This window comes from Tannockella kyphosi, from assembly GCF_021054785.1.
Taxonomy (GTDB): domain Bacteria; phylum Bacillota_I; class Bacilli_A; order Erysipelotrichales; family Coprobacillaceae; genus Tannockella; species Tannockella kyphosi.
Genome location: NZ_CP088239.1, coordinates 656,226 through 682,268, shown reverse-complemented (window position 1 = coordinate 682,268; position 26,043 = coordinate 656,226). Strand labels below are relative to the sequence as shown.

The 26,043-nt window shown below is 31.2% G+C and carries 31 protein-coding genes; 1 reads left to right on the top strand and 30 read right to left on the bottom strand.

What is annotated here, in order from left to right; translation table 11 throughout:
* Positions 1–61: 61 nt before the first annotated feature.
* The 16 genes from LRR82_RS03550 to LRR82_RS03475 all read right to left on the bottom strand — a co-directional run bounded on the left by LRR82_RS03550 (position 62) and on the right by LRR82_RS03475 (position 12,480).
* Complete coding sequence (locus tag LRR82_RS03550; protein ID WP_249030154.1) at positions 62–286, bottom strand: hypothetical protein; 225 nt, start codon at positions 284–286, stop codon at positions 62–64.
* Positions 287–397: 111 nt separating this feature from the next.
* The gene (locus LRR82_RS03545; RefSeq protein ID WP_249030153.1) at positions 398–622 is read right to left on the bottom strand and encodes a hypothetical protein; all 225 of its coding nucleotides are present in this window, start codon (positions 620–622) and stop codon (positions 398–400) included.
* A 177-nt stretch (positions 623–799) separates the two neighbouring features.
* Positions 800–3,457 (bottom strand): InlB B-repeat-containing protein, encoded by a 2,658-nt coding sequence (locus tag LRR82_RS03540; protein WP_249030152.1) that lies wholly within the window; start codon positions 3,455–3,457, stop codon positions 800–802.
* 40 nt (positions 3,458–3,497) lie between these two features.
* Positions 3,498–3,971 (bottom strand): hypothetical protein, encoded by a 474-nt coding sequence (locus LRR82_RS03535; RefSeq protein WP_249030151.1) that lies wholly within the window; start codon positions 3,969–3,971, stop codon positions 3,498–3,500.
* On the bottom strand, positions 3,968–4,450 hold the full coding sequence (locus tag LRR82_RS03530; RefSeq protein ID WP_249030150.1) for a PcfB family protein: 483 nt from the start codon (positions 4,448–4,450) through the stop codon (positions 3,968–3,970). The genes LRR82_RS03535 and LRR82_RS03530 overlap by 4 nt, the downstream gene beginning before the upstream one ends.
* Before the next feature lie 33 nt (positions 4,451–4,483).
* The gene (locus tag LRR82_RS03525; RefSeq protein ID WP_249030149.1) at positions 4,484–4,726 is read right to left on the bottom strand and encodes a hypothetical protein; all 243 of its coding nucleotides are present in this window, start codon (positions 4,724–4,726) and stop codon (positions 4,484–4,486) included.
* A gap of 3 nt (positions 4,727–4,729) precedes the next feature.
* Positions 4,730–5,329 carry a DUF3846 domain-containing protein gene (locus tag LRR82_RS03520; protein ID WP_249030148.1) on the bottom strand — a complete coding sequence of 200 codons (600 nt, stop codon included), beginning with the start codon at positions 5,327–5,329 and terminating at the stop codon, positions 4,730–4,732.
* A 56-nt stretch (positions 5,330–5,385) separates the two neighbouring features.
* Positions 5,386–6,288 (bottom strand): DUF6017 domain-containing protein, encoded by a 903-nt coding sequence (locus LRR82_RS03515; protein WP_249030147.1) that lies wholly within the window; start codon positions 6,286–6,288, stop codon positions 5,386–5,388.
* Positions 6,289–6,389: 101 nt separating this feature from the next.
* Positions 6,390–7,319 carry a ParB/RepB/Spo0J family partition protein gene (locus LRR82_RS03510; RefSeq protein ID WP_249030146.1) on the bottom strand — a complete coding sequence of 310 codons (930 nt, stop codon included), beginning with the start codon at positions 7,317–7,319 and terminating at the stop codon, positions 6,390–6,392.
* Positions 7,276–8,097, bottom strand: coding sequence for a ParA family protein (locus tag LRR82_RS03505; protein ID WP_249030145.1), 822 nt, complete (start codon positions 8,095–8,097; stop codon positions 7,276–7,278). Before LRR82_RS03505 ends, LRR82_RS03510 begins: the two co-directional genes overlap by 44 nt.
* Positions 8,098–8,113: 16 nt before the next feature.
* Positions 8,114–8,323, bottom strand: a complete 210-nt coding sequence (locus LRR82_RS03500; protein ID WP_249030144.1) for a hypothetical protein — start codon at positions 8,321–8,323, stop codon at positions 8,114–8,116.
* 124 nt (positions 8,324–8,447) lie between these two features.
* On the bottom strand, positions 8,448–8,834 hold the full coding sequence (locus LRR82_RS03495) for a hypothetical protein (RefSeq protein ID WP_318031845.1): 387 nt from the start codon (positions 8,832–8,834) through the stop codon (positions 8,448–8,450).
* Positions 8,835–8,988: 154 nt separating this feature from the next.
* Positions 8,989–9,240, bottom strand: a complete 252-nt coding sequence (locus LRR82_RS03490; protein WP_249030142.1) for a type II toxin-antitoxin system prevent-host-death family antitoxin — start codon at positions 9,238–9,240, stop codon at positions 8,989–8,991.
* 733 nt (positions 9,241–9,973) lie between these two features.
* Positions 9,974–10,813, bottom strand: coding sequence for an acyl-CoA thioester hydrolase/BAAT C-terminal domain-containing protein (locus tag LRR82_RS03485; RefSeq protein ID WP_249030141.1), 840 nt, complete (start codon positions 10,811–10,813; stop codon positions 9,974–9,976).
* Positions 10,814–10,883: 70 nt separating this feature from the next.
* On the bottom strand, positions 10,884–11,900 hold the full coding sequence (locus LRR82_RS03480; protein ID WP_249030138.1) for a PDDEXK nuclease domain-containing protein: 1,017 nt from the start codon (positions 11,898–11,900) through the stop codon (positions 10,884–10,886).
* A 346-nt stretch (positions 11,901–12,246) separates the two neighbouring features.
* On the bottom strand, positions 12,247–12,480 hold the full coding sequence (locus LRR82_RS03475; protein WP_249030136.1) for a hypothetical protein: 234 nt from the start codon (positions 12,478–12,480) through the stop codon (positions 12,247–12,249).
* Between the two features lie 519 nt (positions 12,481–12,999).
* Here LRR82_RS03475 and LRR82_RS03470 point away from each other — a divergent pair.
* Positions 13,000–13,314: a hypothetical protein gene (locus LRR82_RS03470; protein ID WP_249030134.1), complete on the top strand. Its 315-nt coding sequence runs from the start codon at positions 13,000–13,002 to the stop codon at positions 13,312–13,314.
* Between the two features lie 461 nt (positions 13,315–13,775).
* Here the strand turns inward: LRR82_RS03470 and LRR82_RS10930 are convergent, their stop codons facing one another.
* The 14 genes from LRR82_RS10930 to LRR82_RS03405 all read right to left on the bottom strand — a co-directional run bounded on the left by LRR82_RS10930 (position 13,776) and on the right by LRR82_RS03405 (position 26,014).
* Positions 13,776–13,913 (bottom strand): PDDEXK nuclease domain-containing protein, encoded by a 138-nt coding sequence (locus LRR82_RS10930; RefSeq protein WP_399201161.1) that lies wholly within the window; start codon positions 13,911–13,913, stop codon positions 13,776–13,778.
* Between the two features lie 774 nt (positions 13,914–14,687).
* On the bottom strand, positions 14,688–15,428 hold the full coding sequence (locus tag LRR82_RS03465) for a hypothetical protein (protein WP_249030133.1): 741 nt from the start codon (positions 15,426–15,428) through the stop codon (positions 14,688–14,690).
* 20 nt (positions 15,429–15,448) lie between these two features.
* Positions 15,449–16,138, bottom strand: a complete 690-nt coding sequence (locus tag LRR82_RS03460; protein ID WP_249030132.1) for an RNA 2'-phosphotransferase — start codon at positions 16,136–16,138, stop codon at positions 15,449–15,451.
* A gap of 344 nt (positions 16,139–16,482) precedes the next feature.
* Positions 16,483–17,130 (bottom strand): pentapeptide repeat-containing protein, encoded by a 648-nt coding sequence (locus LRR82_RS03455; protein WP_249030130.1) that lies wholly within the window; start codon positions 17,128–17,130, stop codon positions 16,483–16,485.
* Between the two features lie 112 nt (positions 17,131–17,242).
* Positions 17,243–17,641 (bottom strand): hypothetical protein, encoded by a 399-nt coding sequence (locus tag LRR82_RS03450; RefSeq protein ID WP_249030129.1) that lies wholly within the window; start codon positions 17,639–17,641, stop codon positions 17,243–17,245.
* 108 nt (positions 17,642–17,749) lie between these two features.
* Positions 17,750–18,409 carry a DUF6796 family protein gene (locus LRR82_RS03445; RefSeq protein WP_249030128.1) on the bottom strand — a complete coding sequence of 220 codons (660 nt, stop codon included), beginning with the start codon at positions 18,407–18,409 and terminating at the stop codon, positions 17,750–17,752.
* Between the two features lie 649 nt (positions 18,410–19,058).
* A complete protein-coding gene (locus LRR82_RS03440) occupies positions 19,059–19,994 on the bottom strand; it encodes an amidohydrolase family protein (RefSeq protein WP_249030126.1) in 936 nt (311 codons plus the stop codon).
* Between the two features lie 76 nt (positions 19,995–20,070).
* The gene (locus LRR82_RS03435; RefSeq protein WP_249030125.1) at positions 20,071–20,289 is read right to left on the bottom strand and encodes a PF20097 family protein; all 219 of its coding nucleotides are present in this window, start codon (positions 20,287–20,289) and stop codon (positions 20,071–20,073) included.
* A gap of 331 nt (positions 20,290–20,620) precedes the next feature.
* Positions 20,621–21,730 (bottom strand): nitrogenase component 1, encoded by a 1,110-nt coding sequence (locus LRR82_RS03430; RefSeq protein ID WP_249030124.1) that lies wholly within the window; start codon positions 21,728–21,730, stop codon positions 20,621–20,623.
* A 1-nt stretch (position 21,731) separates the two neighbouring features.
* Positions 21,732–22,370: a nitrogenase component 1 gene (locus tag LRR82_RS03425; protein ID WP_249030123.1), complete on the bottom strand. Its 639-nt coding sequence runs from the start codon at positions 22,368–22,370 to the stop codon at positions 21,732–21,734.
* Between the two features lies 1 nt (position 22,371).
* A complete protein-coding gene (locus tag LRR82_RS03420; RefSeq protein WP_249030122.1) occupies positions 22,372–23,139 on the bottom strand; it encodes a nucleotide-binding protein in 768 nt (255 codons plus the stop codon).
* 80 nt (positions 23,140–23,219) lie between these two features.
* Entirely contained in the window at positions 23,220–23,666 is a 447-nt protein-coding gene (locus tag LRR82_RS03415) for a MarR family winged helix-turn-helix transcriptional regulator (protein WP_249030120.1), read from the bottom strand.
* Between the two features lie 306 nt (positions 23,667–23,972).
* The gene (locus LRR82_RS03410) at positions 23,973–24,668 is read right to left on the bottom strand and encodes an aspartate/glutamate racemase family protein (protein WP_249030118.1); all 696 of its coding nucleotides are present in this window, start codon (positions 24,666–24,668) and stop codon (positions 23,973–23,975) included.
* A 194-nt stretch (positions 24,669–24,862) separates the two neighbouring features.
* Positions 24,863–26,014 carry a hypothetical protein gene (locus tag LRR82_RS03405; protein WP_249030116.1) on the bottom strand — a complete coding sequence of 384 codons (1,152 nt, stop codon included), beginning with the start codon at positions 26,012–26,014 and terminating at the stop codon, positions 24,863–24,865.
* Positions 26,015–26,043 lie beyond the last annotated feature (29 nt).

The following is a 26,043-nucleotide window of genomic DNA, read 5'->3' as shown; positions in this document are numbered from 1 at the left end:
AGGTAGTCATTTCTACAATACAGCCTACCAAAGTAGGCAGGCTGTTTCGACTTTATTCTTCTTATGGTGCAAAGTTGAAGATACCTTCTGTGTGGGTGGCTAGGTCTGACATAACACCACTAAACCAACTTGTAATTGCAGGAGCAAAGAATGCTCCAATGACTGCCACGACTAATACGATAAGCAATACTGTTTCGGTAGTCTGTGACATACCTTTTGCAGATGCGATAATAGATGCTGCTTTGTTTTTTACTGTTCTTCCTGCTTGTTTGATTTTGTTAACCATAATAATTTCCTCTTTCTTTCTTGTTTGATTTTGTTTGTTGGTTTCTGTATAACAAAAGCCTATAAGCATCTTAGGTACTTATAAGCTCTCATTGTGAAGTAATGTTGTTTCTTATGGTGCAAAGTTGAAGATGCCTTCTGTGTGGGTAGCTAGATCTGACATAACACCACTAAACCAACTTGTAATCGCAGGAGCAAAGAATGCTCCAATGACTGCCACCACTAATACGATAAGTAATACTGTTTCGGTAGTCTGTGACATTCCTTTCACTGATGTGATAATAGATGCTGCTTTGTTTTTTACTGTTCTTCCTGCTTGTTTAATTTTGTTTTTCATAATCTTGTTTTCCTCTTTCTTTCTTGAATTTTTAATTTTATATATAAGAACCTCACGCTGTTACCAAAATCAAAGATTTTGACAGCTGAGAGAACCTTGAAATGCACTTAACTGCTTTGCAGTTAAATAGCATTATAAAAAAGCAAGCTAAGTTCCTAAGAAAAATAGCCTGCTTAATTATTGAATAGTTGTGTAAAACCAATCATCATAGATATTTCCATCTATCTTGATTTGGCTTGTTGTGGTGGTGGCACTAATCATGCCTGCCGGTGTCCAAACATCATAAATGTAAGATTTTAATACATACATTCCATCGGGATAATAAATCGGTGTAAAATGTACCCTTCGATATGCACTTGATCCATTACTATTTAGAGCATTACTGTTTTGTTCAAGTGTCAATATATTGCTAATCAGTCCTAATGTGCGATAACTATTGATTGCACTAGAATACTGATATTCGGGTAAAAATAATGCTCCATTTTGAGCTGATGTATAGGCATCACTACTTGGCATTAAATAACTTCCGTAAGAAGATATGCCCGTTGTTGCTTCAAACATAATTCCGTATCCCGATTTCATGGTAGTAATGCTACCACTTACTGTTTCGGTCTGAACTACTGTGTCAGCTGTTACAGATATTGTAGGAGAATAAGTAACTCCATAAGTGTTAAGCACGAATGCGTTATTGCTCCATTCCCATACTTGCCACGTTGCACTACTTACTGCTGTTTCACCCAAAGTAGGTGTACTAGCTGTGGAGCTTGGTACAGTAAATCCAGTTGGTGAACTTTCAAAAGTGGTATCTTCTGTTTGTGAGTCTACCACCGAAGTAACGGAAACGACTTTTGTAGAAGTGTTATTTGCATAATCGTATTCTTCTACACTGGAAGAAACATTTATTTTAAACGTGAGATAACGACTGTCACTCGGGACACTTACCTTGAAATACACAAGATTTTCGTTATAACTCGGGACAATTACATCTTCAGAAGTATTTAAAATCTGTGTTGTTACTCCTGCATCATTGGTCGAGCTTACTGTAAGAGTTACTTCAAGAGGATCGCTTGGTGTAAAGCTAAATACTCCGTCATTTACAATGTCATAGCTGACAATAATATCAGTTCCTTGCCTATAACTGGAGTTTGGCACGATATATTCGGGATAAATATCTACATTCGGTGTCCATATCGCATAGAGGGTAGTGCTACTATTGGAGCTATATGTTCCACCTGCACTATAATTCACAGTAGTATCGGTTGCGTATGTTCCCCAACCTGCAAAATCATAACCCGTTCGAGTTGGTATTTGACTACTCAAAGTTAAGTTATAACCATAGTATTTAGTTTGAGGATTTGGAGCATTGCTACCTCCGTTTGCGTTGTAACTAACGGTGTACTCATTGGGATAATAATATCCCTTTATCGTTTTTGCTCCCGTTACAGTCCACGAACTAACGGAAAATCCACCAAAATAATGTCCCGTTGGTGTTGTTACGCCAGTGGTAGTTGGAGTAAATGTTGTCCCATACTTTGCTGATGTGGTTTTAGTCGTGTAGTAGATCCAATCATCGGTAAGTGGATTATACTTATAAAAGTTTATGGTCTGCGTGTAATAGTTCGGTGTCCATATCGCATAGAGGGTAATTCCACTATTGGAAGTATACGTTCCACCTGCACTATAATTTACAGAAGTATCGGTTGCATACGTTCCCCAACCACTAAATGTGTATCCCGTTCGTGTAGGTATTGCTGTCCTCAAGGTGAGGTTTATTCCATAATACTTCGTCTGAGAACTCGGGGCATTACTACCACCATTGGCATTATAACTGACTGTGTAGGAGTTTCGTTCCCATATAGCATATAAAGTAATGTTGCTGTTTGAGGTGTATGTTCCACCTGCACTATAATTTACAGAAGTATCTGTTGCGTACGTTCCCCAACCTTTAAAGGTATAACCCGTTCGTGTGGGAGTTGCTGTTCTAAGTGTTAAGCTAACATCTTCGTATTTGGTTTGAGAACTCGGGGCATTACTACCACCATTGGCATTGTAAGTAACCGTATATTCTTGCCTTGTAGCCACGTCATAGGCAACACCTACACCATATCCCGAATTAATAATCGTATAAAATGTAGCTTTGCTACTTAAATAACTTGCATTACCCCAAACACCCATTCCATCGGGAGTGTATAACCAGTTTGCAAAGTGCATATTAGTATAATTTGCAATAAATCCCCATGTACCACTATTACTACTTGAGCCGCCATTACTTGATGCACCTAACAAATGTTTCCCATAAAGGGCAATTTCAGTTAATGTTAAAACACATCGAACAGTTTCTATACGGACAAGTTGTAAAGGCTCTACAATTACCTTGTAACCATAGGATAAACTATCTACACCATTTGAAAATCCAAGTTCTCGTAAAATAGCATTTAAGTTTGCATCTGTTTTTGCCCAACTTGCCATACCATCGGGATCGGGTAGTGAAATACTAAAGCTAGACTCATTAAAGCAGTTAGTGGTATTAGAAGTAATGGAAAAACTGCTATTTTGCTTTGCTATAAGTTGTGCTTTATTGTACTTGGTACTAAACTTCTGATAGGAACTCATGTAGGTTGAATAACCACTTCGGTAAACATCAATTACTTTTGAAACAGTATTACCACTTGCATCTATAACTGAAAAGCGATAACCTGCCACGTTATTGTAATTCGTATAAGTAATGGAATAACCCGGTGTAGTCGCTGATGATCCACCACCTCCACCACCATCTGAGCTACCATTCCAAGAAATAGCAAAGGCGTTAATGCTAGTTGTAAAAATCATTAGCATACAAATAGCACTCATGATAAGTGGACGAAATCTCTTTGATTTATTCAAGCTGTTCCACCTCCTTGCAGGTATGACATTCTAGGCAAGTAACATCTTCACCACACAGATAACAAGTCATATCTTCTAAATATCTAACGCAAGTATCATTTGTGCCATCGCCTTTTTCTTTGCCACAAATCGGGCAATAGTAAAGTGGATCACTGGTGATGTCATATTCTTCACATAAGGTAATATCAATGTCATCTTGTCCCCATTCATCAGTAGCATAAAGAGAGGGACAATCAGTAGAGCCACACAGCTCACAACCAGTTGTTTCTCTTAATTCTTCTAACCAAGAATAATCAACTTCATTGTCGGCATCTGTTTCTCCTACGACTAAATCATCTTCCTCAATACTTTCTGTTTGGGATTGTTCTTCTGTTAAGGTTTGGTCTATCTCGTTATCTTTGGTGCAAGACACTAAAGATAGACATATTGTCAGTAACAGAAAACTGACTATAAATTTTCGTTTCATCGTGTATGCTCCTTATCTTTGTTTTTAACTCTATCGATCGTATTGTTCTTCACCAATTCAACAAACTGTTTGAGTTGTGCAAGAACAGAGTTTTTGCTTTGCTTTTTAGTAATCTCTGATGTAAATTCTGAAAAAGCCTTTGTCACAGCATCAGCATCTTTTCCTTTAAAGAAAATAGTATGAGTGGGTGGCTTTGTCTTTTTGTCTGTCATAATTGCATAATCAACACCATATTTTCGCATCAATCGGTCAAATAACTTTACATCATTATCATTCATATCAAGTGAAGTCATACCTTGCCCTTGCTTGGCTAGAGCTTTAACAGTTTGCTTTCCTTGTGGAATGTTTGGGTGCATTTTCTTGTTTTTGCGATGTTGCATATACATTCTAATCATTTTATAGAGTGTATGACCAGTTACCTTAGCAGCTCTTGTGGTAAGTGCAATACTTCGATGATCAATATCTTCTTGGATTGACATTTTCTAACACCTCCTTTTATGTTGGAGAGAGGATTATTCTCCATTCTTCAATCTGCGTAAAATCATAGTCCCATCAACAGTAGTTAAACACTCATACCATTGAGAATGAAAAAACTGTTCAATTTCTGCTCTTTCTACAAGTAACAAAACATTAAACGGATCACTCTCGAGTTTCTTTAACACTTTTCTATAATCATTTGCAGCTTGAACAATAATCGCAATGCTTAATTCTTCATAAGCAGTTTCAATATCTTTGACACTGGTAATAACAACCATAATTCATCTCTCCATTTGTGTTTTTTCAGTTGCATCTTTTTCTTTCAAAGGCTCGAGTTTTTGTACGACAACAGCTCCTGCTAATTTAAAGAATTTTTCGGGTTTTTCAAAAACCTTAGAATACTTATCAATCATTTCTGGAGAAAGACTTTCAAAATCTTCTTCACCATCACCAACAATTAAAAATGAGCCTGCTAAAATTTCTACCATATCGCCTTGCTCATTATAAATTGCACGATTTAATGGTAGACTGTTAATTTTGCCTTCTTCGTTACAAACAATCTCAATCGGATCATTAAAGAAATGGGCAGTTTCAATATAGCCACCAACAGCCTTTTGCAAGCTGTCTAAGTCACTTGAAATCTCTACTACTGAAGGTGGTTTCATTGGCTCGATAAGTAAAACTGTTAATTTTGAAACTTCTTCAATTTCTCGTGTTGCCGATGTTTTAATAGTTGCTCCAGTAAAGTTATCAGCATCTAATACATGGATACTTTGCGACCACTGGTCATGGACTAAGTCCTCGGCTTCTTCTTGGCTTTCTGCTTTCACTGTTACTACTTTTTCAAGTGTTTCAGTAATTGTAATATCAAATTCTTTCATGTAATATTTCCTTTCTTTTGGGCAAAATAAAAACACTCTGTTTCATTCAAAGTGTTTTAGTAATTGAAATCGTGATTTACTTTTGCTGTATAATAATTGTCCATAGTTGAGGGAGCATTAAATAGTGTTGCAAGCAGGTATCTCTTAATGTTTCTTATCTCACTTGGATTAGCTTTCATACATTCAAAAACATATTCAATATGAGAAGAACTTATCTTTAACATTTTATCCTTTACAAGTTGTGACGGATAATCTTCACCTGCTACATTAATCGTTGGTTTTGTAGAACACAAAGTTTCAATAATAATATCAGCTATTTCCTTTATTCTTTCGACTTCTGATATTTTGCCATATTTTCTAAAATGCTCATATTCAATATTCTCATAAACAACTGATTTTAATTCATCATAACTATCAAATCCTATCATTTCGTATCCTTGTATCTTTTGATTGATTAGATAAGGATTTAATACATTAGTATTTAATTCTTTAGTATTTAATTCTTTAGTATTTAATTCTTTAGTATTTAATTGTTTAGTATTTAATTGCAGGGGATTTTCCAAGATAGGTTCAGCCAGTTTTGGTTTATCCATTTGTGGTTTATCCAAGATTGGATTTTCCAAGATAGGCTTTTCCGGTTTAGGATTTTCCTCTTTTGGTATACTCTGTGGAAGTTCTAAAATGGTATACTCGGTATCAGTAAAATGACCTTTATCATTTCTAAGTCTTGTTCTAATAATGTATCCATTTTTTTCGAGTTCCTTGATTGTACTACTAACCCCATCTACACCATCACGACAAATAACTGCGTATCCTGCAATACTATGTTCCCAAGTATCGGGAAGTGATAACAACATGGATAGTAACCCTTTTGCCTTTAAAGATAATTCTTTGTTTTGCAAATGGTGGTTTGCCATAACAGTGTAGTTTTTGGTTTTCTCAACTCTAAAAACTGCCATCGACTACACCTCCTAAAAAGTCGCTAGACTTTATAGATAGGTACGTTTAACGTGCAGAATTTTTTAAAGGAATGAGCATAAATTTCATTGTTCATATAGACCTACCTTTCTTGATTTTGCTGCTTTTTCTTGTGCCAACCTTCAAGTAATTTGATGATTGTATCTTGCATTTTTTGTGGTGTATAAGACTTAGGAAAGTATTTTTTCAGTTTGTCAGTTGAAAAACTTACTTTGCCGATTTCTGATTTCTTTTCTTCACCCATAATGGCACTCATAGTATCAAAGTCACAATTTCCATCAACACTTAACTTTTTAATTCTCTGTGCTTGAGATAAAGAGGGGATAGCTTGTTCACTATCTAAAACATCAAGGAACACCACTTGTTCTTCTTGTTTCAAAAATGATAGTTCAACAGCAGGTGTCATACCCATTTTCTTTTCATCTACCATCGAGAGTAATTCGGGAATAAGTTCTGTCAATCTAATGTATCTTTGCACTTGATTTCGACTTGTGCCTGCATCTTCTGCAATCACTTCATCAGCTCTTTGCAACTTCGTCCCAATTTGGGACGAAGTTAAATCTTTTCTTTCGCCCTGCTTTTTCATAGCTTCCATTTTCATTTTAAATGCAAAAGCTCGCTCACTTGGTAGAATGTTTTCTCGTTGTAAATTACTATCAACCATAATAATCGTTGCTTCTTCATCATCTAAATCACGCACAAGTACGGGCATTGTATCAAGTTCAGCGAGTTCACTTGCTCTATGTCGTCTATGACCTGCTACAAGCTCATATCCACCCTCATCACGAGGTCTAGCGATTGCAGGAATAAGTACACCATATGACTTTACACTTAAAACTGTATCAATCATTTTATCATCATCAAGGACTTTGAAAGGGTGGTCTTTAAATGGATACAGTTCATTCAAAGGAATTTGTACGACCTTTTCTTTGTATTGGTCTTGTCTTGTTTCTTCGGTTGAAAAAATATCATCTACCGATTTCAGATTTATGTTTTTGACGGAGCTTTTCAATTTTAATCACCTCCTTTGTCAAATTTTTGTAGCTGTCGGCTACCTTTCCTTTTGGATCGTGGCTAAAGATACTTTTACCAGTTGTTGATGTTTCAGCAGCTCTTACAGATTGTGGAATTTCAGTATTAAATACTTTGATTTTTCCACCATAAGTTTCTCTTAACAAGGTGCATATATCCTTTGCGAAGTTTGTGCGATTATCTACCATTGTCATTAAAATGCCATCAATCATTAACTTAGGATTAAGTTGTTTTCTCACTTTAGCTACTGTCAGCAATAGCTGTTCTAAACCCTTTGCCGGCAAGTATTGAGATTGGACTGGGATAATTACACTATCTGCACTAGCAAGAGCATTAACAGTCAACATACCAAGTGAGGGAGAACAGTCAATAAGAATGAAATTGTAATCATTTTTAACAGTATCAAGATACTGTTTCAAAACACTTTCTCGACTCATGGTATTAACTAGCGATACCTCCACAGCTGATAACTCAATGTTTGAAGGTAAAAAATCAATACCCTCATCATGTGCTAAAATACCCTCGTTTGGTTCAAGTGGAATATCTGAAATTACTTTGTTCATGATACTGGCAATAGTCGTATCGAGTGTATCCGGTTGAGATTGCCCTAAGCTGATGCTTAATGATGCTTGTGGATCTAAATCCACGATAAGAACCTTTTTACCTTCTTGTGCAAGACCAATTCCTAAATTAGCACAAGTAGTTGTTTTGCCGACACCACCTTTTTGGTTGACGACGGCGATAGTCTTTGCTTTCAATTTTATCTACCTCCTGTTATTTTTGTCTGCGTGTTGAAATTGGTTCCTTTGAATAAGGACAAAACTCATATACACAAGTTTCATGTTTCCAATTCGGTCTATGAAAACGACAGCTTCTACATTCCTCTAAGATGCCATCACTACCACTATCATAGTTATTTGAATATGGTGTTTCTTTCATCATCATTTCAAACGCAAAACCCTCTGTCACTTCTTTGATGCTCATTAATTTAACTCCTTTCCATTTAATTTTAGGCACAAAAAAGAGGGTTTGTTTCATACTCCTTTCGGAATACAAAACAAACCCTCTTTAAGATTTATTGTTTATTAAATTTATTATTTCTATCATTTCAAGCCACCTGCAAGAGATAACTTTTCTTTAAATTGCTTAAAACCTCAGTGTTTACGGGCTTTTTTCGGTTTAGTCCTATTATTACACAATCATCCACTAACCTTACCTTTGCATTTAAGTTATCTTCTAATAAGATAGATACTGCTTGATTAGGGATAAATTTAGGCTCTACCGTCATAATCATTTTACCCTTACCAGATTGTGGTAATTCATCAATAGCACGTAACTTAGCATCTGGGTCATCTATATAAGGGATTACTGCCTTTTCCATGAACTTCTTTATAAATGTAGACTTCCCTGTTCTTACAGGCCCTACTACTGCTAAATAGATATCCCCATCACATCTCTTTGTTATATCTTTAAGTATCTTTTTTGTTTCCATCATAATTCCTCCTATACTAGTGGTATGTTTGTTCTCTATTTTTAGAACTTGCTAGTAAGAAAGTATAAAAAAAGACTAGAAATTAATCTAGTCTAATCCACAGGGTATGCTCATAATATGCTGTGTATTATTATTATTTCATCAATAGTTAAAAATATCATTTAGCTAGCTCCAAAAAAGCTTCAAGATTTTCATCAATCAATTGATCTGTAGCTTCACTTATTTTCTTAGTTCTAACCTCACGAAGTAACTGAATATCATCGTATTCTTCAAAATCAACAAGAATATATTTTGGTTTGTTATTTTTCATAATTACTGCCATTCCTTTTTCATCAACTATTCTAACTACTTTTGAAAAGTTTTGATTTGCTTCTGTCATTGCAACTATATTTTCAGTATTAATCATCATTTTATCTCACCTCAAACATAGTATACTCGAAATATAGGATAAAATCCACCTATGTTCTGAAAAATCATAGTTTTGTTTTATGTTTTTTTGAATCTTAACATCCTATTTTAGTTAATCAGCTATTTTTTATAGTAGTTTTAGTTCCAATATTTTGTACGATAAGGACTAAAGAATAGCTTGAAATTATACTTTTCTTAATACAAAAAGATAACTTTTGCAACATAAATCAAATTGTGTTGATTATAGCAATTTAATTCGTTTTGGTCCTATTATTACACAAATATCCACTAACCTTGCCTTTACGTTTAAGTTATCTTCTAATAATATTGATACTGCTTGATTAGGGATAAATTTAGCTCTACAGTCATAATCATTTTACCCTTACCTGATTGTGGTAATTCATAGCAACACGTAACTTTGTAGCAGGATCATCGTCGTAAGGTATTACTGCCTTGACGTGTTATGTTTTATTAACGTAGACTTCCCTGTTCTTATTACCCTACTACTGCTAAATGAGATATCGTCGTCACATCTCATAGTTTATCTTTAAGTATCTTTTTTGTTTCCATCATAATTTCTCCTAAATAGCGTTATATTTATTCTTTGTTTTTAGAACTTGCTAGTTAGAAAGTATTAAAAAAGACTAGAAATTAATCTAATCTACTGATTATGCTCATAATAAGACCACCTATAGATAACACTGAAATATATAAAACTTTTCTCCTGATTAAATTCAGATGTGTTCTTTCAGAAAGTTTAATGTTTCTTCAAATGCTCGTTTTCTAGAATATTCACACTCAAGTGGAAATTTTCGTTCCACTTTATACACCTTTTTTGAAAAAGTATCTACTGGGCATAAAATATGACTTGCAATTTCATAATTTTCATGTTTATAAAAAAACGGAAAACATTTTTCTTTCAATCTTTTTATAATATGGTCACTCATGATTTCGCTACACCATTGGGCATCATTTTTTGCAGACAATAATAATATCGGACCATTGATATTTTCTACTTTAATAGTATTTTCTTCGCATTTATTTTTTTCCAAAACTTCAATATATTGTTTTCTGAACCCAAATTCATGATATTTGAAAATGTTTTTAAACATATTTACATCTACATCTTGAAAGCTTGCATAAGGAAGAGGTTGATCATTTAAAGTCCAACTGGAAGTGTTACTATAACGTGGTTTACGGATACCCTCAAATACAAGGCAAGCAGGAGAAACAGCTATAACAAATTCAATTTCAGAAAAGCAACTTGCAGATACAAGGGCAAGTTCAGCTCCCTTGGATATTCCATAAATACCAATTTTTTCATATCCTTGATCCTTCAAATATATACTAGCATCTTTTATGATTTCTAGAGGAATAAGAGACAGGGTATGTGGTAAATTTTTATCTTTCCAATAGCTGATAGAATAGCAGGTAATTCCTTGTGATGCAAACGTTTCAGCAATTTCATTTGCCCATGTATGACCACCATCACTGCCTGTTACAATAATCATTGCTGTGTGTTTATTATTTGATGGATGTAAATTCCCATTGTACAAGAAATGCTTATTTTCCATTTAATCGCTCTCCATTTATTATATAAATAATCTTTATCCAATTATAGCATGCTTTTAATTTACAGTAAATTCACTTATTACCAATTCTTTTTTCTAATTCTAACAAATTATATTCTTTATGAAGTTCTATTCTTAATTCTTCTTCACTAGGTAAGTATAGTTTATATCTAGATGCATATACGTTACTATTTTTAGGTAACGTATATTTTACTAAGCTTTCACTTTTATCTACACATAAAACAATACCAATAGGTGGATTATCTTCTTTACTACTTACTTTTTCTTCATAGTAGTTTACATACATTTGCATTTGTCCTAAGTCTTGATGCGTTAAGTCCCCTATTTTTAAATCAATAATAACAAAACATTTCAATAAGTAATTATAAAAGAGTAAGTCTATATAAAAATGTCTACCATCAAAAGTAATTCTTTTTTGTCTTGCTATAAAAGAAAAACCTCTTCCTAATTCTAATAAGAATTTTTGTAAATGAGAGATCAAAGCACTTTCTAATTCTTTTTCACTAAAAGATGCCTGATCTGGAAGTCCTAAAAACTCTAATACATAAGGATCTTTAATAATATCACTTGGTGATTTTAATATGTCATCTTCACCTATTGATTTATCTTTCGTACTTTTTCCATCTTTACTAGATAATAACCTTTCATAATAAAAAGAATGAATTTGTCTTTCTAGTTGCCTAGTACTCCAGTTAGAATTTACACATTCTTCTTCATAAAAATTTCTAGCTTTTTTATTTTCTACTCTCATTAACAAACGATAATGAGTCCAACTCAATTCGTCACGCAGTGCGTGACCTTTTTGAAATGTTAAATAAAATGTACGCATATTTTTCAAATTAGTAGTTGTAAATCCTCTTCCAAACTCTGCAGACAATTCTTTTGAAATAGTTTTAATAAGCTCACTCCCATATTCTGCTTTTTCCATACCACCTTGTTTTTCTACTATTGTTCTACCAATTTCATAATACGATTGTACCATTGTATTATTAGTTACTTGATATACTTTATTTCTAGCTTGATAGACGATATTTCTTATATCATTTACAATCTCTTTTTCTAATTCCATTATTAGTTCCCTCTTTTCTTTTATTTATTTCATTTTGTTCTTTGATGACTTTCTCATTAAGTTATACGTAATTCATGAAGCAATTACTCTTCAAGAATAAAAAAACTATTTTCTAAAATCATCACATTGATGAAGTAGTTATTAGGCTTTTTACTGTGATGCTTATTTAATTGTTTGAAAATGAATAAATATTTGTATCTATATAAAAATATCCTGTTCTTAGAACTTGCTAGTAAGAAAGTGTTAAAAAAGACTAGAAATTAATCTAGTCTACTGATTATGCTCATTAACTTTAGTAACAAAGTCCATATATCTCAGCCTCACCACTTATTAGTATTTTCTTGCTTTATTTTTTCTTATACCGAAATGCTCTATATACAATAGGTGAATAAACAGCTAGAAATAATAAAAGAAGTAAAATCCTTGTAGGAATGGGTAGAGCTAACGCATACACTTGTATTTCTTCTAATACACCCCAACCAGCATCATGGAATGTTCTTTGATAACTTCCATACATCATTAAAAGTCCTAATACCATAAAAATCCAGTAACAAATTAGGTCCATAGATAATTTTTTCATCAAAATAACCTCTTTCTCATTTTTTAAAATTATATGACAATTATAACAAAGCGAACCCGACACAGTATGTCTAGTTCAAAAATTTATATTCTCATATTTTATACAATCTCTAATATAAGCGAAATATAAATAATCAGAGGGTGAGATATAAATTAATATCTTATCACCTATTCACTTTTATGGGGTAAGGATATGCAATTGGTGTATATCTTTAGTAGTAACACTATCTACCCTAATAGTTGTACTCATTCCAATGGTAACCCGAGTTCCAAGCCAAATGCTATCACCAATATTAAAATGAGTTTATACGTTACTTATCAAAATGAATATTATTTACCTATCATGAAATTTAACAAATCAAAATGCCAAAAACTTTAGTGAAGTAAAGGGGAATAAATTATTAGTGTAGTAAGAACAATTAAATTTCTGTAAATTTACACTAAATTAACCAAACTATGTTGGCAAAAAGTTAATCTTTCTTGTATTATAATAAAAATAAATAAAGGAGGTATTATTTAAGTGAAGAAAATTATTTCTATGTTTATGATGGTAGCATTAATCCTGTCAGCAACACTTTCAGTATCAGCGGCAGAACTCGGATCTGGTGGAACAGAAATGGTCTTAAGTAGTGGAATTGCCTCTTCTTTGACCAAAACATATAACGGAACAGCTACACCAACTAATTACAATAGTACAGCAAAAGCTGTTGATGGTTATTTAGGAAGTGTATACATAGATGCAAAGGTTTCTAAAGTAATTATTAAAGGAATAGCAGGGAAAACAGTAAAAACAATTAATTTACTAAATCCGAATATCCCAGCAATGCTATATTAGGTAATATACTATGAAATATAAAACAGCTAATATATTAGGTTTTCTTCTTATACAACTTGGTATTATAGTATTTGGTATATCAATAATGTACTTTCAATCCAATGTTAATATAGGTACGATTATTGGAATCACAATTACTGTTATAGGTTTTTTAATAAGAATAATTTTTTATCGATGCCCACAATGTGGAGCAATGATTACTTGGAGACCATTAAATATAAAGTACTGCCAAAATTGTGGACAAAAATTATAATATTTTACTTTTCTATATGAATTTTCGAGTAGGTTAATCCACAAATAATACCAGCCATAAAGTTCGAACCGACACACATCAACTAATTTATCTCCTTGATATCATTAAATGTGCATTTTTAAGCAACTATGCTGTAATAGATGATAATTTTTCTAGGTTGATTAAATAGTCATAAGTGAATCAAAGGTTACACCTTTGAGCATAATGCTTATAATCTTTGCAATTCTAATAATTCGTGTAATGTATCACACCAATTATTCCACTTTTTTAAATCAATAATAACAAAACATTTCAATAAGTAATTATAAAAGAGTAAGTCTATATAAAAATGTCTACCATCAAATATGATTCTCTTTTATATTCAATAAAAAGCCTCTTTCTAGAGACAATAAGGATTTGTAAATGAGATATCAAAGCTACCTCTAATTGTTTTTTTGCTAAAAGAAGACTGATCAACAAGTCCTAGAAGCCCTAATACATAAGGACCTTTTATACTATTTCTAACTTTACTAGATAGCAAGATTTCATTATAAAAGCAATGAATTTACCTTTGTACCCAGTCAAAACTTACACATTCTTCTTTATAAAAATTACTAGCTCTCCCACTCTCATTAACAAACGATAATGAGTCCAACTCAATTCGCCACGCAGTGCGTGGCTTTTTGAAAAAGTTAAATAAAATGCTAGTTCAAAAGGTACTTCTAGCTTTTTGATGTGAGAATGGACTTTTAGAAATAACATATATGTAGAATACTTCTTCATTTGTTTATAATATATTGTGTTTTAGATGTTTTGAGTATAATAATGTAAATGGCACTAAGTGCAAAAGAAACAACCTGAAATTTTATTCAGGTTGTTTTTCTATACTCAATTGCTTAAGTAAAGCAGTGTAACTTTTTTATTTGTTGATTTTCTTAAATCATGATTTTTAGGATAACAAGCGAGAAACCTCTGTAATTCAATTGCCGAGTAGTTCCCATGCTTTATATTCTATTATTTCTTCTTCCCTTGTATTTCCCCTCTTCCTCAAGACGCAATTAAGCACAATATTCGTGTCCTATTCTACATATTTTTATTAAAATATAAAGTGAAATTGAAATTGTTAAAAACATCCATTTTACTAAATACTATTATGTACTTTTAAAAATCCTGATTCGATAGAATCAATACATTGCTCTTTAATTTCATTAGAATGCTCAATAATATCTAGAAAACTCATATCTTTATATGCTTCTTGATTCAATATTCTTTTACATTTAGGTCCATGTATCGTTACATCAACACCAAATAACACTACGATAAGTTTTAAATGATACTTAGCATAAGAATAAAATAACTGATCTAACTCTCCAATATATCCTAATCCTGTATCAATAGATAATCTATTTCCTGTTATTGTTAGTAGTTCTATATAAGTAGATGATTTCTTGTTTATAACAGTAGATGATGTATGTAAGGAACATTGATATACTAGTTGTTTTAATACATAATAACCATTAATCGATATCCAATAATCACTTACTTTTATTTGTTTATATAAGATAGTATCTTTAAATTCTTCTATATATTTAAATTCTTCACCTTCTAATAGTTTTTCTAATTGAACTGTAGTTAGATGTTTATTTAAGTATGGAAAACATGGATTCTTCTTAAAAACATACTTCTTTAAAGGAAAGAAGGTAATAAGTAAAAAGATACTACAAAAGATAGTACCATAAATATCATCTTGGGTATGAATACCCATCATGATTTCATAAGCACCATAAAGTGTTGCTGCTAAGATAACTATCCATACTGTACATAATATTGTTTTCTTAATAGGATATCCTTTTTTCCAATGAATTTTTCTAACCGTTTTCATTTATTTCTCCTTTATCAATATCATACTATCTTTTTTAAATATTTTACTGGTACTTCTTTTATAAGCCAAACATTATTAACAGATAGATAGAATACATAGTGATCATTAATCATCTTTTTACAATCTACTTCATAAACAATAACTTCTCCATGTCTTTTCCCTACAATAATTGCAGTATCTACATCTTTTGATAAATGAACATAAAGTCTTGTTTTAGATAGGAGTCCCTCTTTTTGAATAGATTCTTCATATTTCGTAGCACTACCATGATATAAGATATCTGGAGGAATCATTTCTTTTAATTCGACATCTACTTGTAATGAATGTCCTTGATTTGCACGAATTTTTGTTTTATCTTTATTGAATGAATATCTTTGCTTATTATCAATAGTAACAATGTATAGTAAGTCTTCTAGACTTACCATACTATTGTTATTTTTATTGATTAATACTATTAATTCCTTTACATCAGCCCATCCATTTTCATCTAAAGATAATCCTATACTTTCAGGTTTATGACGTAAAACCAAAGATAAGAGTTTACCTGTTTTATGATAATCCATATCTTCTATTCCTTTCTTTATAACTATGTTTTTATTCTCTCTTTCTAATAAAACCGATATAACAAATGCTGTTTCGATATAGGAACATTCAAAATCATCATCTTTAAATCCCCCAAAATTAATCACTTCATGATCATTTAAATTCATCGATTCTTTTACACATTATAGCATTATTTCATTTTATCTTTTTGTAAAATAGCTTAAATTATTATAATTTTTATTTACCGTGTCCACTTTTTATTATCTAAGATTACTCTTCTATAAATATTCTTTAGAAAATTATAGCATACTTCTCACCTATTCAAGCCTGTTTCCTATCTTTTTCTAATTCTAACAAGTTATATTCTTTTACTCCATTCTATGCTTCACTCTTTTTTTGCACGTGGGTATCGTTTATATCTAAATGCATCTACGTTGCTATTGTAAACACCCATAAAATATCCATACAAAAAAAGACTAGAGATTAATCCAGTCTAACATACAGGTTATGATCATTTTATGATAATACCAAACATGCGAGCTAACTCAAGTGCTTGATAACTATTAACTATAATGCCTTTTAGTTCACTTTTATTTTCAGATATAACAATGCCTTCTATATCAGAATCACTAAAATCTATCTTATTTAAAGGTGTCAAAAAGAAATCAGCTAAACAAAAAGAAGTTTTTTTAAGACTTGCGTGAACTATTGTACTGTTAGCAAAAAAGGTACTATTAAAATCACTTTTATCACTTTTAAACCCATTAATTTTACAATCATTAAAATTCGAATATTTCATATTGCATTCTAGAAAATGGACAAAATGAAAAGTACTATCTGAAAAATCAGTATTTCTATGCAAAGAATTTATTTGTTTTACGATTTGTAAATCAGTATTTTTGAAACTACAATGATTAAACTGACAGTTTTCAAATATAATTTCTTTAAACCAACACTTTTCAAATGATACTTCCTCAAATTTACAATTTAAAAAATGTACTTTAACAAATTCATATTTATAAAAATCATCACCTATTTTTTCTACATTTTTTATAATCAGATTGTATATTTCATCTTCTGTATTTTCAGTAACAATATCCTCCATCTCTAATATATCTTTATGCAATTGTGGATCTTTCCATATAAAATTTTCTTTCATAATATCTCCCAAACATAATATAAACAATCATTATTCTTATTTCAATATCTATCATTTATAATTCGTTTTCTTAATTTATTGAAATAAACTAATATCAATTATAAGTTGCATTCTATAATAACTCTTCTGGTGGCTTTTTATCTTTGCCTTTAATCTCATATACTTTTAGAAATAAATTCATTTCTTTAACGTTAAGACTAGTAGCAGCACTTAATATTACAGCCGTTATTTTTGTTGTATCAAAATCTTGTAAAAAAGATCTTATTGCTGGTGGAAAAGTACTAGCCCAAAGTGGAAATACCAAAACAATATCTTCATCATTGCAAGACTTTTGATATTCAATGGGTAATTGTTCCCTTTTTGAAGCCATAGCACCGGCTTTTAGAAAATTGATTTTTCCATCCCAATTTTTCTTATCATCTATTCTGTGCATTTCAACATGATTACTCTCTGCAATCAAACGAGCAATCTCTTCACTTTCACCACTACGTGAAAAATAATATAATTTCATATACATTCTCCAATCTTTAGATAAATAATCTTTCCATAATCATATCATGATTACCTTATTATTTCACTATATTCAAAAATGTTAAGGTTTTGTTCCATTTATACACAATTAAAGTAAACTGATTATTCCTATTAGTCCAAACATCCCAATCCCTAAACTTGGCATACAAATTCCTGGAAGTTCATAAAAATATTTTGGACTTACTTTCCTTAACAATACTCCTATGATTAAAAATACAATAGGATTTAAAAGCATACACCAATTTGGTACATTCAGCATTCCACTTACTATACAATAAATAGTAATGCCTGTTGGTACAAGGAGTATAAACACATATAATGGAAAGAACAGTATTTTTACAGCATCAAAAAGTGCATCAACTGTATTATTAGCAATTTCAAAATTACCTCCTTTTATCACTGATTTATAAATAACTGGTAAAATACAACATAGAGTATGTACGAAAAATCCTGTCATTGCTAGAAGAATTGTAACAATAAATAAAACTTCACCTAATCTTTCATTTTGTGTATAAATTTGTCTTGCTAAAGAATAAATTCCTAAACTACACATAAAAGAACCAAAGAATCCTAAAATAATAGAAATTTTAAATCTCACTGTTGCCATTTTAATCCAATTTGACTCAATAAATAATGAACCATTTACTTTCACATTATCTTTGCCTTTCAAATCTAGCAACATATCACCAATCGCACAAACGATTCCACCTAATAAACCAGCAATTGAATATATTAAATTTAATTCCATATAAATCTCTCCATTTCCTAAATAATATTTAACTAATTATAACATTACTTCATCATTGTTTCATTATATTTTTAATTCGCTATACTAGTCCAGTATGCTAATCAGTATTTTATTGCATTCATATTGAAGAATACTCTGTTCATAGGTTTATAATGTTCAAATTTTATACGATAAAAAACAATTTAAAATTATACATATTTTGTCCAGAAAGATAACTTATGGTGTGTAGGATAAATATAGATTATATCAATATTTATTGTTTGGTATTATCCACTACCCTACTATATGCATTTAAGTATTCATCTAATAAAGGTGATACTGCAAAAACTTAGAACTAACATCATAATCATTTTCCCTTGCCAAATTGCTGTAATTTATCAATAGTACGTAAATTACCTTCAATATCATTGTTTTAAAATATTTCCAGTTTTTCGTGAATATAGACTTATTTATAGATCTTTATTGCTTTTAAGATTTATCCAAAGGTAACCATAAAATAATTAGTAGCTTCAACAAAATACGCAATAATTTCTATAATACTATATAATGTTAAGATTATCAGTCCATACATTTTGGATTTTTAGCCACAAAATAATAAAAATACAGTCATGAATTTAATGTTCAATGACTGTATTTTAATATTTGATTATTACTCTAATCCTAATAGTTTAGCACCATTTTTATAGAATATTTGTGCTTTTTCATCCTTAGATAACTTATCTGTGTTTTCTAATTTAATGCGATAACGTCCCACAGCTGCTGATGAAGTGTGTGGAAAATCACTACCATAGAGTAAACGGTCTATGGTTGTTACTTTTAAGAGGACCTCCAACATCTTAGGCTCTGCCATGCCTGCCACATCAAAATAAACATGTTTCATATCTGCAAATATATCTAATGGTTTATCCATCATATTGAAAAATACTTGGATACGATCTGACAATAGAGGTACAAAGGCACCAGCATGTGGGAAAATCCATTTGATATTGGGATATCGTGTAAAGACTTCATTTAGTGCCATGTTTACAAATGTTCTAGTGGTATCAAAGAAAAACTCCATAGCTGGAATGGGTAAATCTTCACACACACCTTTGGGTATACTAGTAGCCTCCGTTGGGTGGATAGCTACAATGGCATGGTGACGGTTTAGTTCAGCCATCACTGGATCTAACTTAGGATCACCAAGGTATGTATCTTGTGAGTGTGTATTGACAGAAAAACCCTTTGCCCCTAACACATAAGCTCGCTCTATTTCAATCAGTGACTCTGCTATATAAGGTAGAGGCAGTCCTGCTAAAAAGTCCATCGTAGGCTCTGTAATTAACAAGTTTGCAATTTCCTCATTATTCTTTTGTACCGAAGTAACAGTCTCTTCCTTGTCTCCAGCGTAGAAATAAGGCGATGATAATCCTAATAGGGCATGGGTAATCTGATTTGCCTCCATAAGTTCTTTTTGTTTGGATATATCCCACTGTGGAGTTGGATATCCCTCTGGCTTTGCACCGAAATGTTTGTACAAAAACGCTTTATAAGTATCGGTTAAGTAATGCACATGAAAATCAATTTTTGTATAGTCTTCCATCATTTGTAGGATCTCCTCTTGTAGTTGTTTTTATAAAATGTGAAACCTGTTTGTTATCTAGTATCTATAGAAATAATGCTTATTTATTGTAATCAATCACTATTTTTTTACACTTTTGACAGTTATATGCTAGTTCGTCGCAACCTGACATTAGTTTGCTACCTGAACCAAGAACAATAGAATCACTTCTAATGGATGGTAATATAGCTATCTTTCGTTTCTTAGTATCCCATATTAAACTATCACGACACTGAATATACCCAGCCTTCATTTCTTCACCACAATAAGGACATTTCATATATTTCCACCTTTCATTATCCAAATAATCTTTTGTTAACTATAGCATAATTTAGCTATCATTACTGTAAAATTTACATAAATAAAGATATATTCTATTAGAAACTTTTATTTTTAAATGATTTGTTATGCATAAATTCATCATTGTAAGATATAACCACCTTAACGTGTTCATTTTTTAACTACTATTAAATAAGATATCACTAACTATCTTCATGATCCTTTTTTTATTCTTCCAAAGTAGCATTATGTTGCTTTTTTATTTTAAAGATAAGTATTAAAAAAGACTAGAAAATATATTCTAGTCTTCTGTATAAAGTATCTTATACCTACTAATACTTAAAAATTTTAGTTAAATATTGTAAATCAAATAAACTTTCACTTTGTGTTAATCTAATTTTAACATTACTATTATCTGCAAACTTTAAAAAAGTATCATCTCCAAAAACAATGGAATCCTTAGTCAACTTAAACAAATCAATCTTTTCTTTTTCATTCTTTATATATCGAATACTATCTTGTTTTTTAATTTTATGAGTACAAACAACATCTAAAACAGTACAACCTTTTTCTTCCATATACTGTTTTAATGCAAGTGCTTTATCATAGCTTGCATAAATTAAAACTTTACGATTTAGTTGTTTTGATTGTTCTGTTTTTGTTATTTCAAAATCCATATTAATCGCTTTTGCAATATCTATTAGCCACTTATTTGTAGCTGTTATACCAATAGGCTGTCCATAAATATAAGGTATATCAAATCGTTCTTTTAGAATCTCAGCTGCCTTTAATCCTTCATAACTTAGTACAATATTTACCAAAGCTTTTGACATTGTTTCAATTTTTTCAAGATTGGTTTCTAAGGATAACACTGCATTCTTATGAAGTCCAAAATTATTTGATAATTGTTTTTCAATTTCTAAAACATCTGCATTAGCACTTTTGTCCATTGCAAAAACCCCTAAAATATTGTAACAATTTTCTTTTTTCATTCTAGAAATTGCAAAATTTGATATTAAATCAGTATAACTTGCTTGTAGTCCACTACTATAATCTCCATTAAATCCACCTTGGCTAAATACGACAAGCTTTGCATTTACTTCCTCTTGCATATATTTACAAACTCCTTTCACATCAGTTCCTGTCATAGAAGAAACAGAAGATGCCATAACAAAAATTGCTTTTGGTGAAAATTTCTTGTCAAGTTCTAGAATCTTTTTCTCTAAATTTGTTGTATCACCCATAACTACGTTATTTTCATCTAACCCAGTGACAAAGAGTTTGTTTTGAACATTCATTCCCATCATCATATTGATTTTCATTGCATAAGCAGTTGTCCCTTCTGTGCCATATTCTAAGATAATAGCATCCTCCATTTGTAAAAGTGACCATAAAATCCCCATTCTATCTGATGGAGTTGGTAAAAATCTAGTTAGTGCCATATTATCTTCCTCCCATTTTAGAATGTATTTTCTTACGAATTTCTTTGTCTGACATTCTTCCACCTGTTTTTGCTTTTAACATTTGAAACATTTCCTCTTCTGACATAGTAGAACGTGACATATTCGCTTTACTACCTATTTTATTGCCTATCATGTTTGTAATGTTATTAAACTTATGAGGCTTTTGTCCTAAATCTTTTGCCGCATCAAAAACTAAATCCATTCCATATTCATCATCTTTCCCTTTATAATGATTAGTTTGAATAACTTTTACTGGCAAATTATATTTAGCACTTGCTTCTAGTGCAAGTGCTGTAAAATCATCACCAATAATTTCAACTACACATGTTGTAATTAAAAACAAGGCAGTTGGTTTATATTCATCTAACAGTTCATAAACAGCCTCACTAACAGTATCAAGACTACCGAAAGTTATATCATTTTTATCTAATACAACAGAAAAGCAATTACTACTATCACCTTTCATTTCTAAAGATGATTTAGTGTAATAGGTACATTCTTCTGTACCTATTACTAGCATTGCTGCCCCATCGACCATCATTACAGCTTTCGTTGCACCAGATAGAGGACAACGATTAATCCCTTTATCTCCATGCATCATTTTTTTCATATTACGCATCTTATTCTCCTTCATTTTCACTTGTTCTTTCTAGAATTTTATTTGCTAAATCATTATAAACATCTATCATCATAGATTCTTTTGTAAACTCAAAAACAGTACCACCAGCATTTTCAGCAGTTTGAATATCACCGCATCTTGGAATTTGTTTCACAATATCAGTTCCTATTTCTTTGCAAGCTTTTTCTACTATTTCAAGTTCATTTTCAATATTTTTAGAATTTAAGATAAGTCCACCAACTTTTGCATAAGAACGTTTCTCAAAGTTTTTGATTGCTCTAGAAATATTATCTGCTGCATAAAGTGCCATCATTTCACCACTTGATACAATAAAAACTTCTTTTGCATATCCATCACGAATTGGCATTGCAAAGCCTCCACAAACAACATCACCTAGTACATCATATATAACAATGTCTGGTTGGTATGTTTCAAATGCTTCCAATTCTGCCAGCTTTTCAAAAGCTGATATTATTCCTCGGCCTGCACAACCAATACCAGGAGTAGGACCACCTGACTCTACACACAGTACCCCTCCAAAACCTTTATAAACAACATCGCAAAGGCTAATATCATCACCTTTTTCTTTTATTTTATCTAATACAGATGGAATGATTTTACCACCCATAAGATTTTTGGTTGAATCAGATTTCGGATCACATCCTATTTGCATGACCTTGTATCCTTTTAATGCAAGTGCTACTGATAAGTTAGAGGTAGTAGTAGATTTTCCAATACCACCTTTTCCATAAATTGCAATTTTTCTCATATTAATTCTCTCCTTTTAATTAGTAGTACTAACTAATTTTTTCGTAAAATATAGGTGCATACATAGATGCACATATAAATTTATTTTTCGTTTTCTAGATGATCATTGATTTTTTCAATGATTCGATTGAGTTCTTTTGTATCCTCTTTGCCAAGAGATGAAGTAAGTTTCAATAACATTTCTTTATGTCTGGTACGATTAGACATAAGATACTCCTCTCCTTTTGGTGTCAGTGACAAAAGTTTTGCTCGTTTATCATCTGGTGATGATTTTTTTTCAATTAGACCTTTTTTAATTAGCCTATCAGCTAGTGTCGTGGCAGTAGCACCAGAAATACCAATTACTTGACTTATCTTTACAAGTGTAGGAGCTTTATCAAATCTATGATGATAATGGGCAATAAATTTAATTAACGACATCTCACCAGAGTGTAAAAAATTTTCTTCTGCCATGTTTTCCTTTTTGATTTTTTGCATTCTTTTTTGCAACTCATCCAGGTTTTCTTCTAAACTTTTTAAATTTTTCATATAACCTCCAAACCTTAGTAGTACTAATTAAAATGTTTCTAAATAATTAGCGCCACCATATTTAATTAGTAGTGCTAAGGAAATTGTATAAAATATTATGAATTTTGTCAAGAGAATTATATAAATAACATTTTAATGCTAATAATATAACTATCATTACTGTAAAATTTACATAAATAAAGATATATTCTATTATAAACTTTTATTTTTAAATTATTTGATATGTTTTGATCATGTGTTTTTCATTCGTATTACGTTTAAATGAGCGATAAAAAAGATTAGAAGTTATCTAATCTAATATATCGATTATTCATTTATTGCCATAGAGGCTACTTCTTTAGCATGAATAAGTGTTGTATCAAAAACAGGCAAAGAAATATCAGCTTGTGATATTAACAATCCTATTTCAGTACATCCTAGTATTACTCCTTGGGCCCCTTGTTTTTGTAATTTATCAATTATATTAATATATTTTTGTTTAGAAATGGGGTTAATTTCTCCTAAACATAATTCTCCATAAATAATATCATTAACTACTTCCACATCTTCTTGATTAGGTATGATTACTTCAATACCTTCATCAATCAATTTTTGTTTATAGAAATCTTGAGTCATTGTATACTTTGTACCAAGCAAAGCAATTTTATGAAGATTCTCTCTTTTTATTGCTTTTGCAGTAGTCTTAGCAATATGAATAATAGGAATACTAATTTTATCTGCTATTTGTGGTACTACTTTATGCATTGTATTAGTACAAATAACAATAAAGTCAGCACCAGCTTTTTCAAGATTTACAGCAATATCTGATAGTACTTCTGCACTTTTATCCCATTCCCCTTTTGATTGATATTCTTCAATTTCCGCAAAATCTACGCTATATAGCAAGATCTTTGCAGAATGCAACCCTCCCAAAATTTCTTTGGTTTTTTCGTTAATAATTTGATAATAAGAAAGTGTACTTTCCCAACTCATACCTCCAATTAAACCGATTGTTTTCATCATCTTTTCCCTTTCTACTATAGAAATATTTTTATAATTATAGCATGTTTTTTAATAATCTCAGAATTTATTAGTTATTCTCATTTGTTTTTATACATAATCAAAAGCCTATTTTCTAACTTCCGTTATTGAAGTAATAGTGAATAGGCTTTTTGTTAAGAAAATATTCTATTTGGTAAATAAACTTAGACCTTTATTTAAATTAGTGCTACTAGGACTAGTTTTACAAACATACACCAAGGAATTGCTACTGTGGATACGGCAATCATAATTAATGGGAATATGCAATATTCTCCTTTATATCCACTTACTTTCAATACCCATCCAGTAACTGGTGTAGGTACTATTGCTGCATATATGATGGTACAAACTACAATTAACCATGAACTAGGATAAGTAACCATAACTGCAGCTACTACTAGAATACTGGTAAATGATAGTATTGGTTGACTTTTATAATATGGATAATAAATAAAGATAGTTAATGCACCTGTGACAATCATAGCAAATATAGTGATAGGAAACAATCCTACTCCAGCTCCCGTACTTAATGGATTTAATAGATAAGATATTACAGTAAATACTACTAAACCAAGAGCAGCTATGGAACTACCATTTACACCTGTTTGACCAATATCACCAAATAATTGGTTCATAAACCATATATTAGGAGAATATTTAGGTTTATTAACTTCTGGTTTAGAATCTGCCTTTGTCATCCAGGGCATAAGTTTAAAAATCAAATGTGCGATTGGCATAAATCCAATTGCCCCTACTGTTACACTAATAAATATTGGTAATCCTAAAGGATCAACTAACCAAATTCGCGCAAGCAAACATATAGGTGAAGCTAGTAAAGTTGTTACCAATAAGATAGATAGTATCTTTTTAGTATCTACACCATAGAACATAACTAAATGATGGAAAAATAAGAAAGATGCTAGTGTTGGAATAAATCCAAACTCAGATAAAGTATTCGAATAAAGCAACTCACTTAGTATTACACTTACGATAGCCATAACCAACATAACAGTAAATATATGTCCGTTACCATCTACCCCAGTTCCCATATATTTAGAACCAATTCGTTCTAAATATGCTGCAAAAAATGAGATAAGAATCATCATTGTACAAGAAAGTGGAGAGAAAAGAAATGTTAATTGAGAAATATCCATCATAACATACTCCATACTTCCTAATTGAATATCACCAAAACTAGTAGTGATATTATTTGTTACTACTATTGGATAAATAGTAGTAAGAAACAAATATAAACCAACTGCAAGTAATAAAGAAATAAGGAAGCCGTATAATACCTCCATACGGCTTGGTTTTTTAGTTTCTAACATATTTGTATCTCCTTCATTGATAATGATTG

Bases quoted from the DNA above. Each gene is read 5' to 3' on its own strand.
- LRR82_RS03550 (WP_249030154.1), bottom strand. From the start codon at position 286: ATGGTTAACAAAATCAAACAAGCAGGAAGAACAGTAAAAAACAAAGCA.
- LRR82_RS03545 (WP_249030153.1), bottom strand. From the start codon at position 622: ATGAAAAACAAAATTAAACAAGCAGGAAGAACAGTAAAAAACAAAGCA.
- LRR82_RS03540 (WP_249030152.1), bottom strand. From the start codon at position 3,457: ATGCTAATGATTTTTACAACTAGCATTAACGCCTTTGCTATTTCTTGG.
- LRR82_RS03535 (WP_249030151.1), bottom strand. From the start codon at position 3,971: ATGAAACGAAAATTTATAGTCAGTTTTCTGTTACTGACAATATGTCTA.
- LRR82_RS03530 (WP_249030150.1), bottom strand. From the start codon at position 4,450: ATGTCAATCCAAGAAGATATTGATCATCGAAGTATTGCACTTACCACA.
- LRR82_RS03525 (WP_249030149.1), bottom strand. From the start codon at position 4,726: ATGGTTGTTATTACCAGTGTCAAAGATATTGAAACTGCTTATGAAGAA.
- LRR82_RS03520 (WP_249030148.1), bottom strand. From the start codon at position 5,329: ATGAAAGAATTTGATATTACAATTACTGAAACACTTGAAAAAGTAGTA.
- LRR82_RS03515 (WP_249030147.1), bottom strand. From the start codon at position 6,288: ATGGCAGTTTTTAGAGTTGAGAAAACCAAAAACTACACTGTTATGGCA.
- LRR82_RS03500 (WP_249030144.1), bottom strand. From the start codon at position 8,323: ATGAGCATCAAAGAAGTGACAGAGGGTTTTGCGTTTGAAATGATGATG.
- LRR82_RS03495 (WP_318031845.1), bottom strand. From the start codon at position 8,834: ATGATGGAAACAAAAAAGATACTTAAAGATATAACAAAGAGATGTGAT.
- LRR82_RS03490 (WP_249030142.1), bottom strand. From the start codon at position 9,240: ATGATGATTAATACTGAAAATATAGTTGCAATGACAGAAGCAAATCAA.
- LRR82_RS03485 (WP_249030141.1), bottom strand. From the start codon at position 10,813: ATGGAAAATAAGCATTTCTTGTACAATGGGAATTTACATCCATCAAAT.
- LRR82_RS03480 (WP_249030138.1), bottom strand. From the start codon at position 11,900: ATGGAATTAGAAAAAGAGATTGTAAATGATATAAGAAATATCGTCTAT.
- LRR82_RS03475 (WP_249030136.1), bottom strand. From the start codon at position 12,480: ATGAAAAAATTATCTATGGACCTAATTTGTTACTGGATTTTTATGGTA.
- LRR82_RS03465 (WP_249030133.1), bottom strand. From the start codon at position 15,428: ATGAAAACGGTTAGAAAAATTCATTGGAAAAAAGGATATCCTATTAAG.
- LRR82_RS03460 (WP_249030132.1), bottom strand. From the start codon at position 16,138: ATGAATTTAAATGATCATGAAGTGATTAATTTTGGGGGATTTAAAGAT.
- LRR82_RS03455 (WP_249030130.1), bottom strand. From the start codon at position 17,130: ATGAAAGAAAATTTTATATGGAAAGATCCACAATTGCATAAAGATATA.
- LRR82_RS03450 (WP_249030129.1), bottom strand. From the start codon at position 17,641: ATGAAATTATATTATTTTTCACGTAGTGGTGAAAGTGAAGAGATTGCT.
- LRR82_RS03445 (WP_249030128.1), bottom strand. From the start codon at position 18,409: ATGGAATTAAATTTAATATATTCAATTGCTGGTTTATTAGGTGGAATC.
- LRR82_RS03440 (WP_249030126.1), bottom strand. From the start codon at position 19,994: ATGATGGAAGACTATACAAAAATTGATTTTCATGTGCATTACTTAACC.
- LRR82_RS03435 (WP_249030125.1), bottom strand. From the start codon at position 20,289: ATGAAATGTCCTTATTGTGGTGAAGAAATGAAGGCTGGGTATATTCAG.
- LRR82_RS03430 (WP_249030124.1), bottom strand. From the start codon at position 21,730: ATGGCACTAACTAGATTTTTACCAACTCCATCAGATAGAATGGGGATT.
- LRR82_RS03425 (WP_249030123.1), bottom strand. From the start codon at position 22,370: ATGCGTAATATGAAAAAAATGATGCATGGAGATAAAGGGATTAATCGT.
- LRR82_RS03420 (WP_249030122.1), bottom strand. From the start codon at position 23,139: ATGAGAAAAATTGCAATTTATGGAAAAGGTGGTATTGGAAAATCTACT.
- LRR82_RS03415 (WP_249030120.1), bottom strand. From the start codon at position 23,666: ATGAAAAATTTAAAAAGTTTAGAAGAAAACCTGGATGAGTTGCAAAAA.
- LRR82_RS03410 (WP_249030118.1), bottom strand. From the start codon at position 24,668: ATGATGAAAACAATCGGTTTAATTGGAGGTATGAGTTGGGAAAGTACA.
- LRR82_RS03405 (WP_249030116.1), bottom strand. From the start codon at position 26,014: ATGTTAGAAACTAAAAAACCAAGCCGTATGGAGGTATTATACGGCTTC.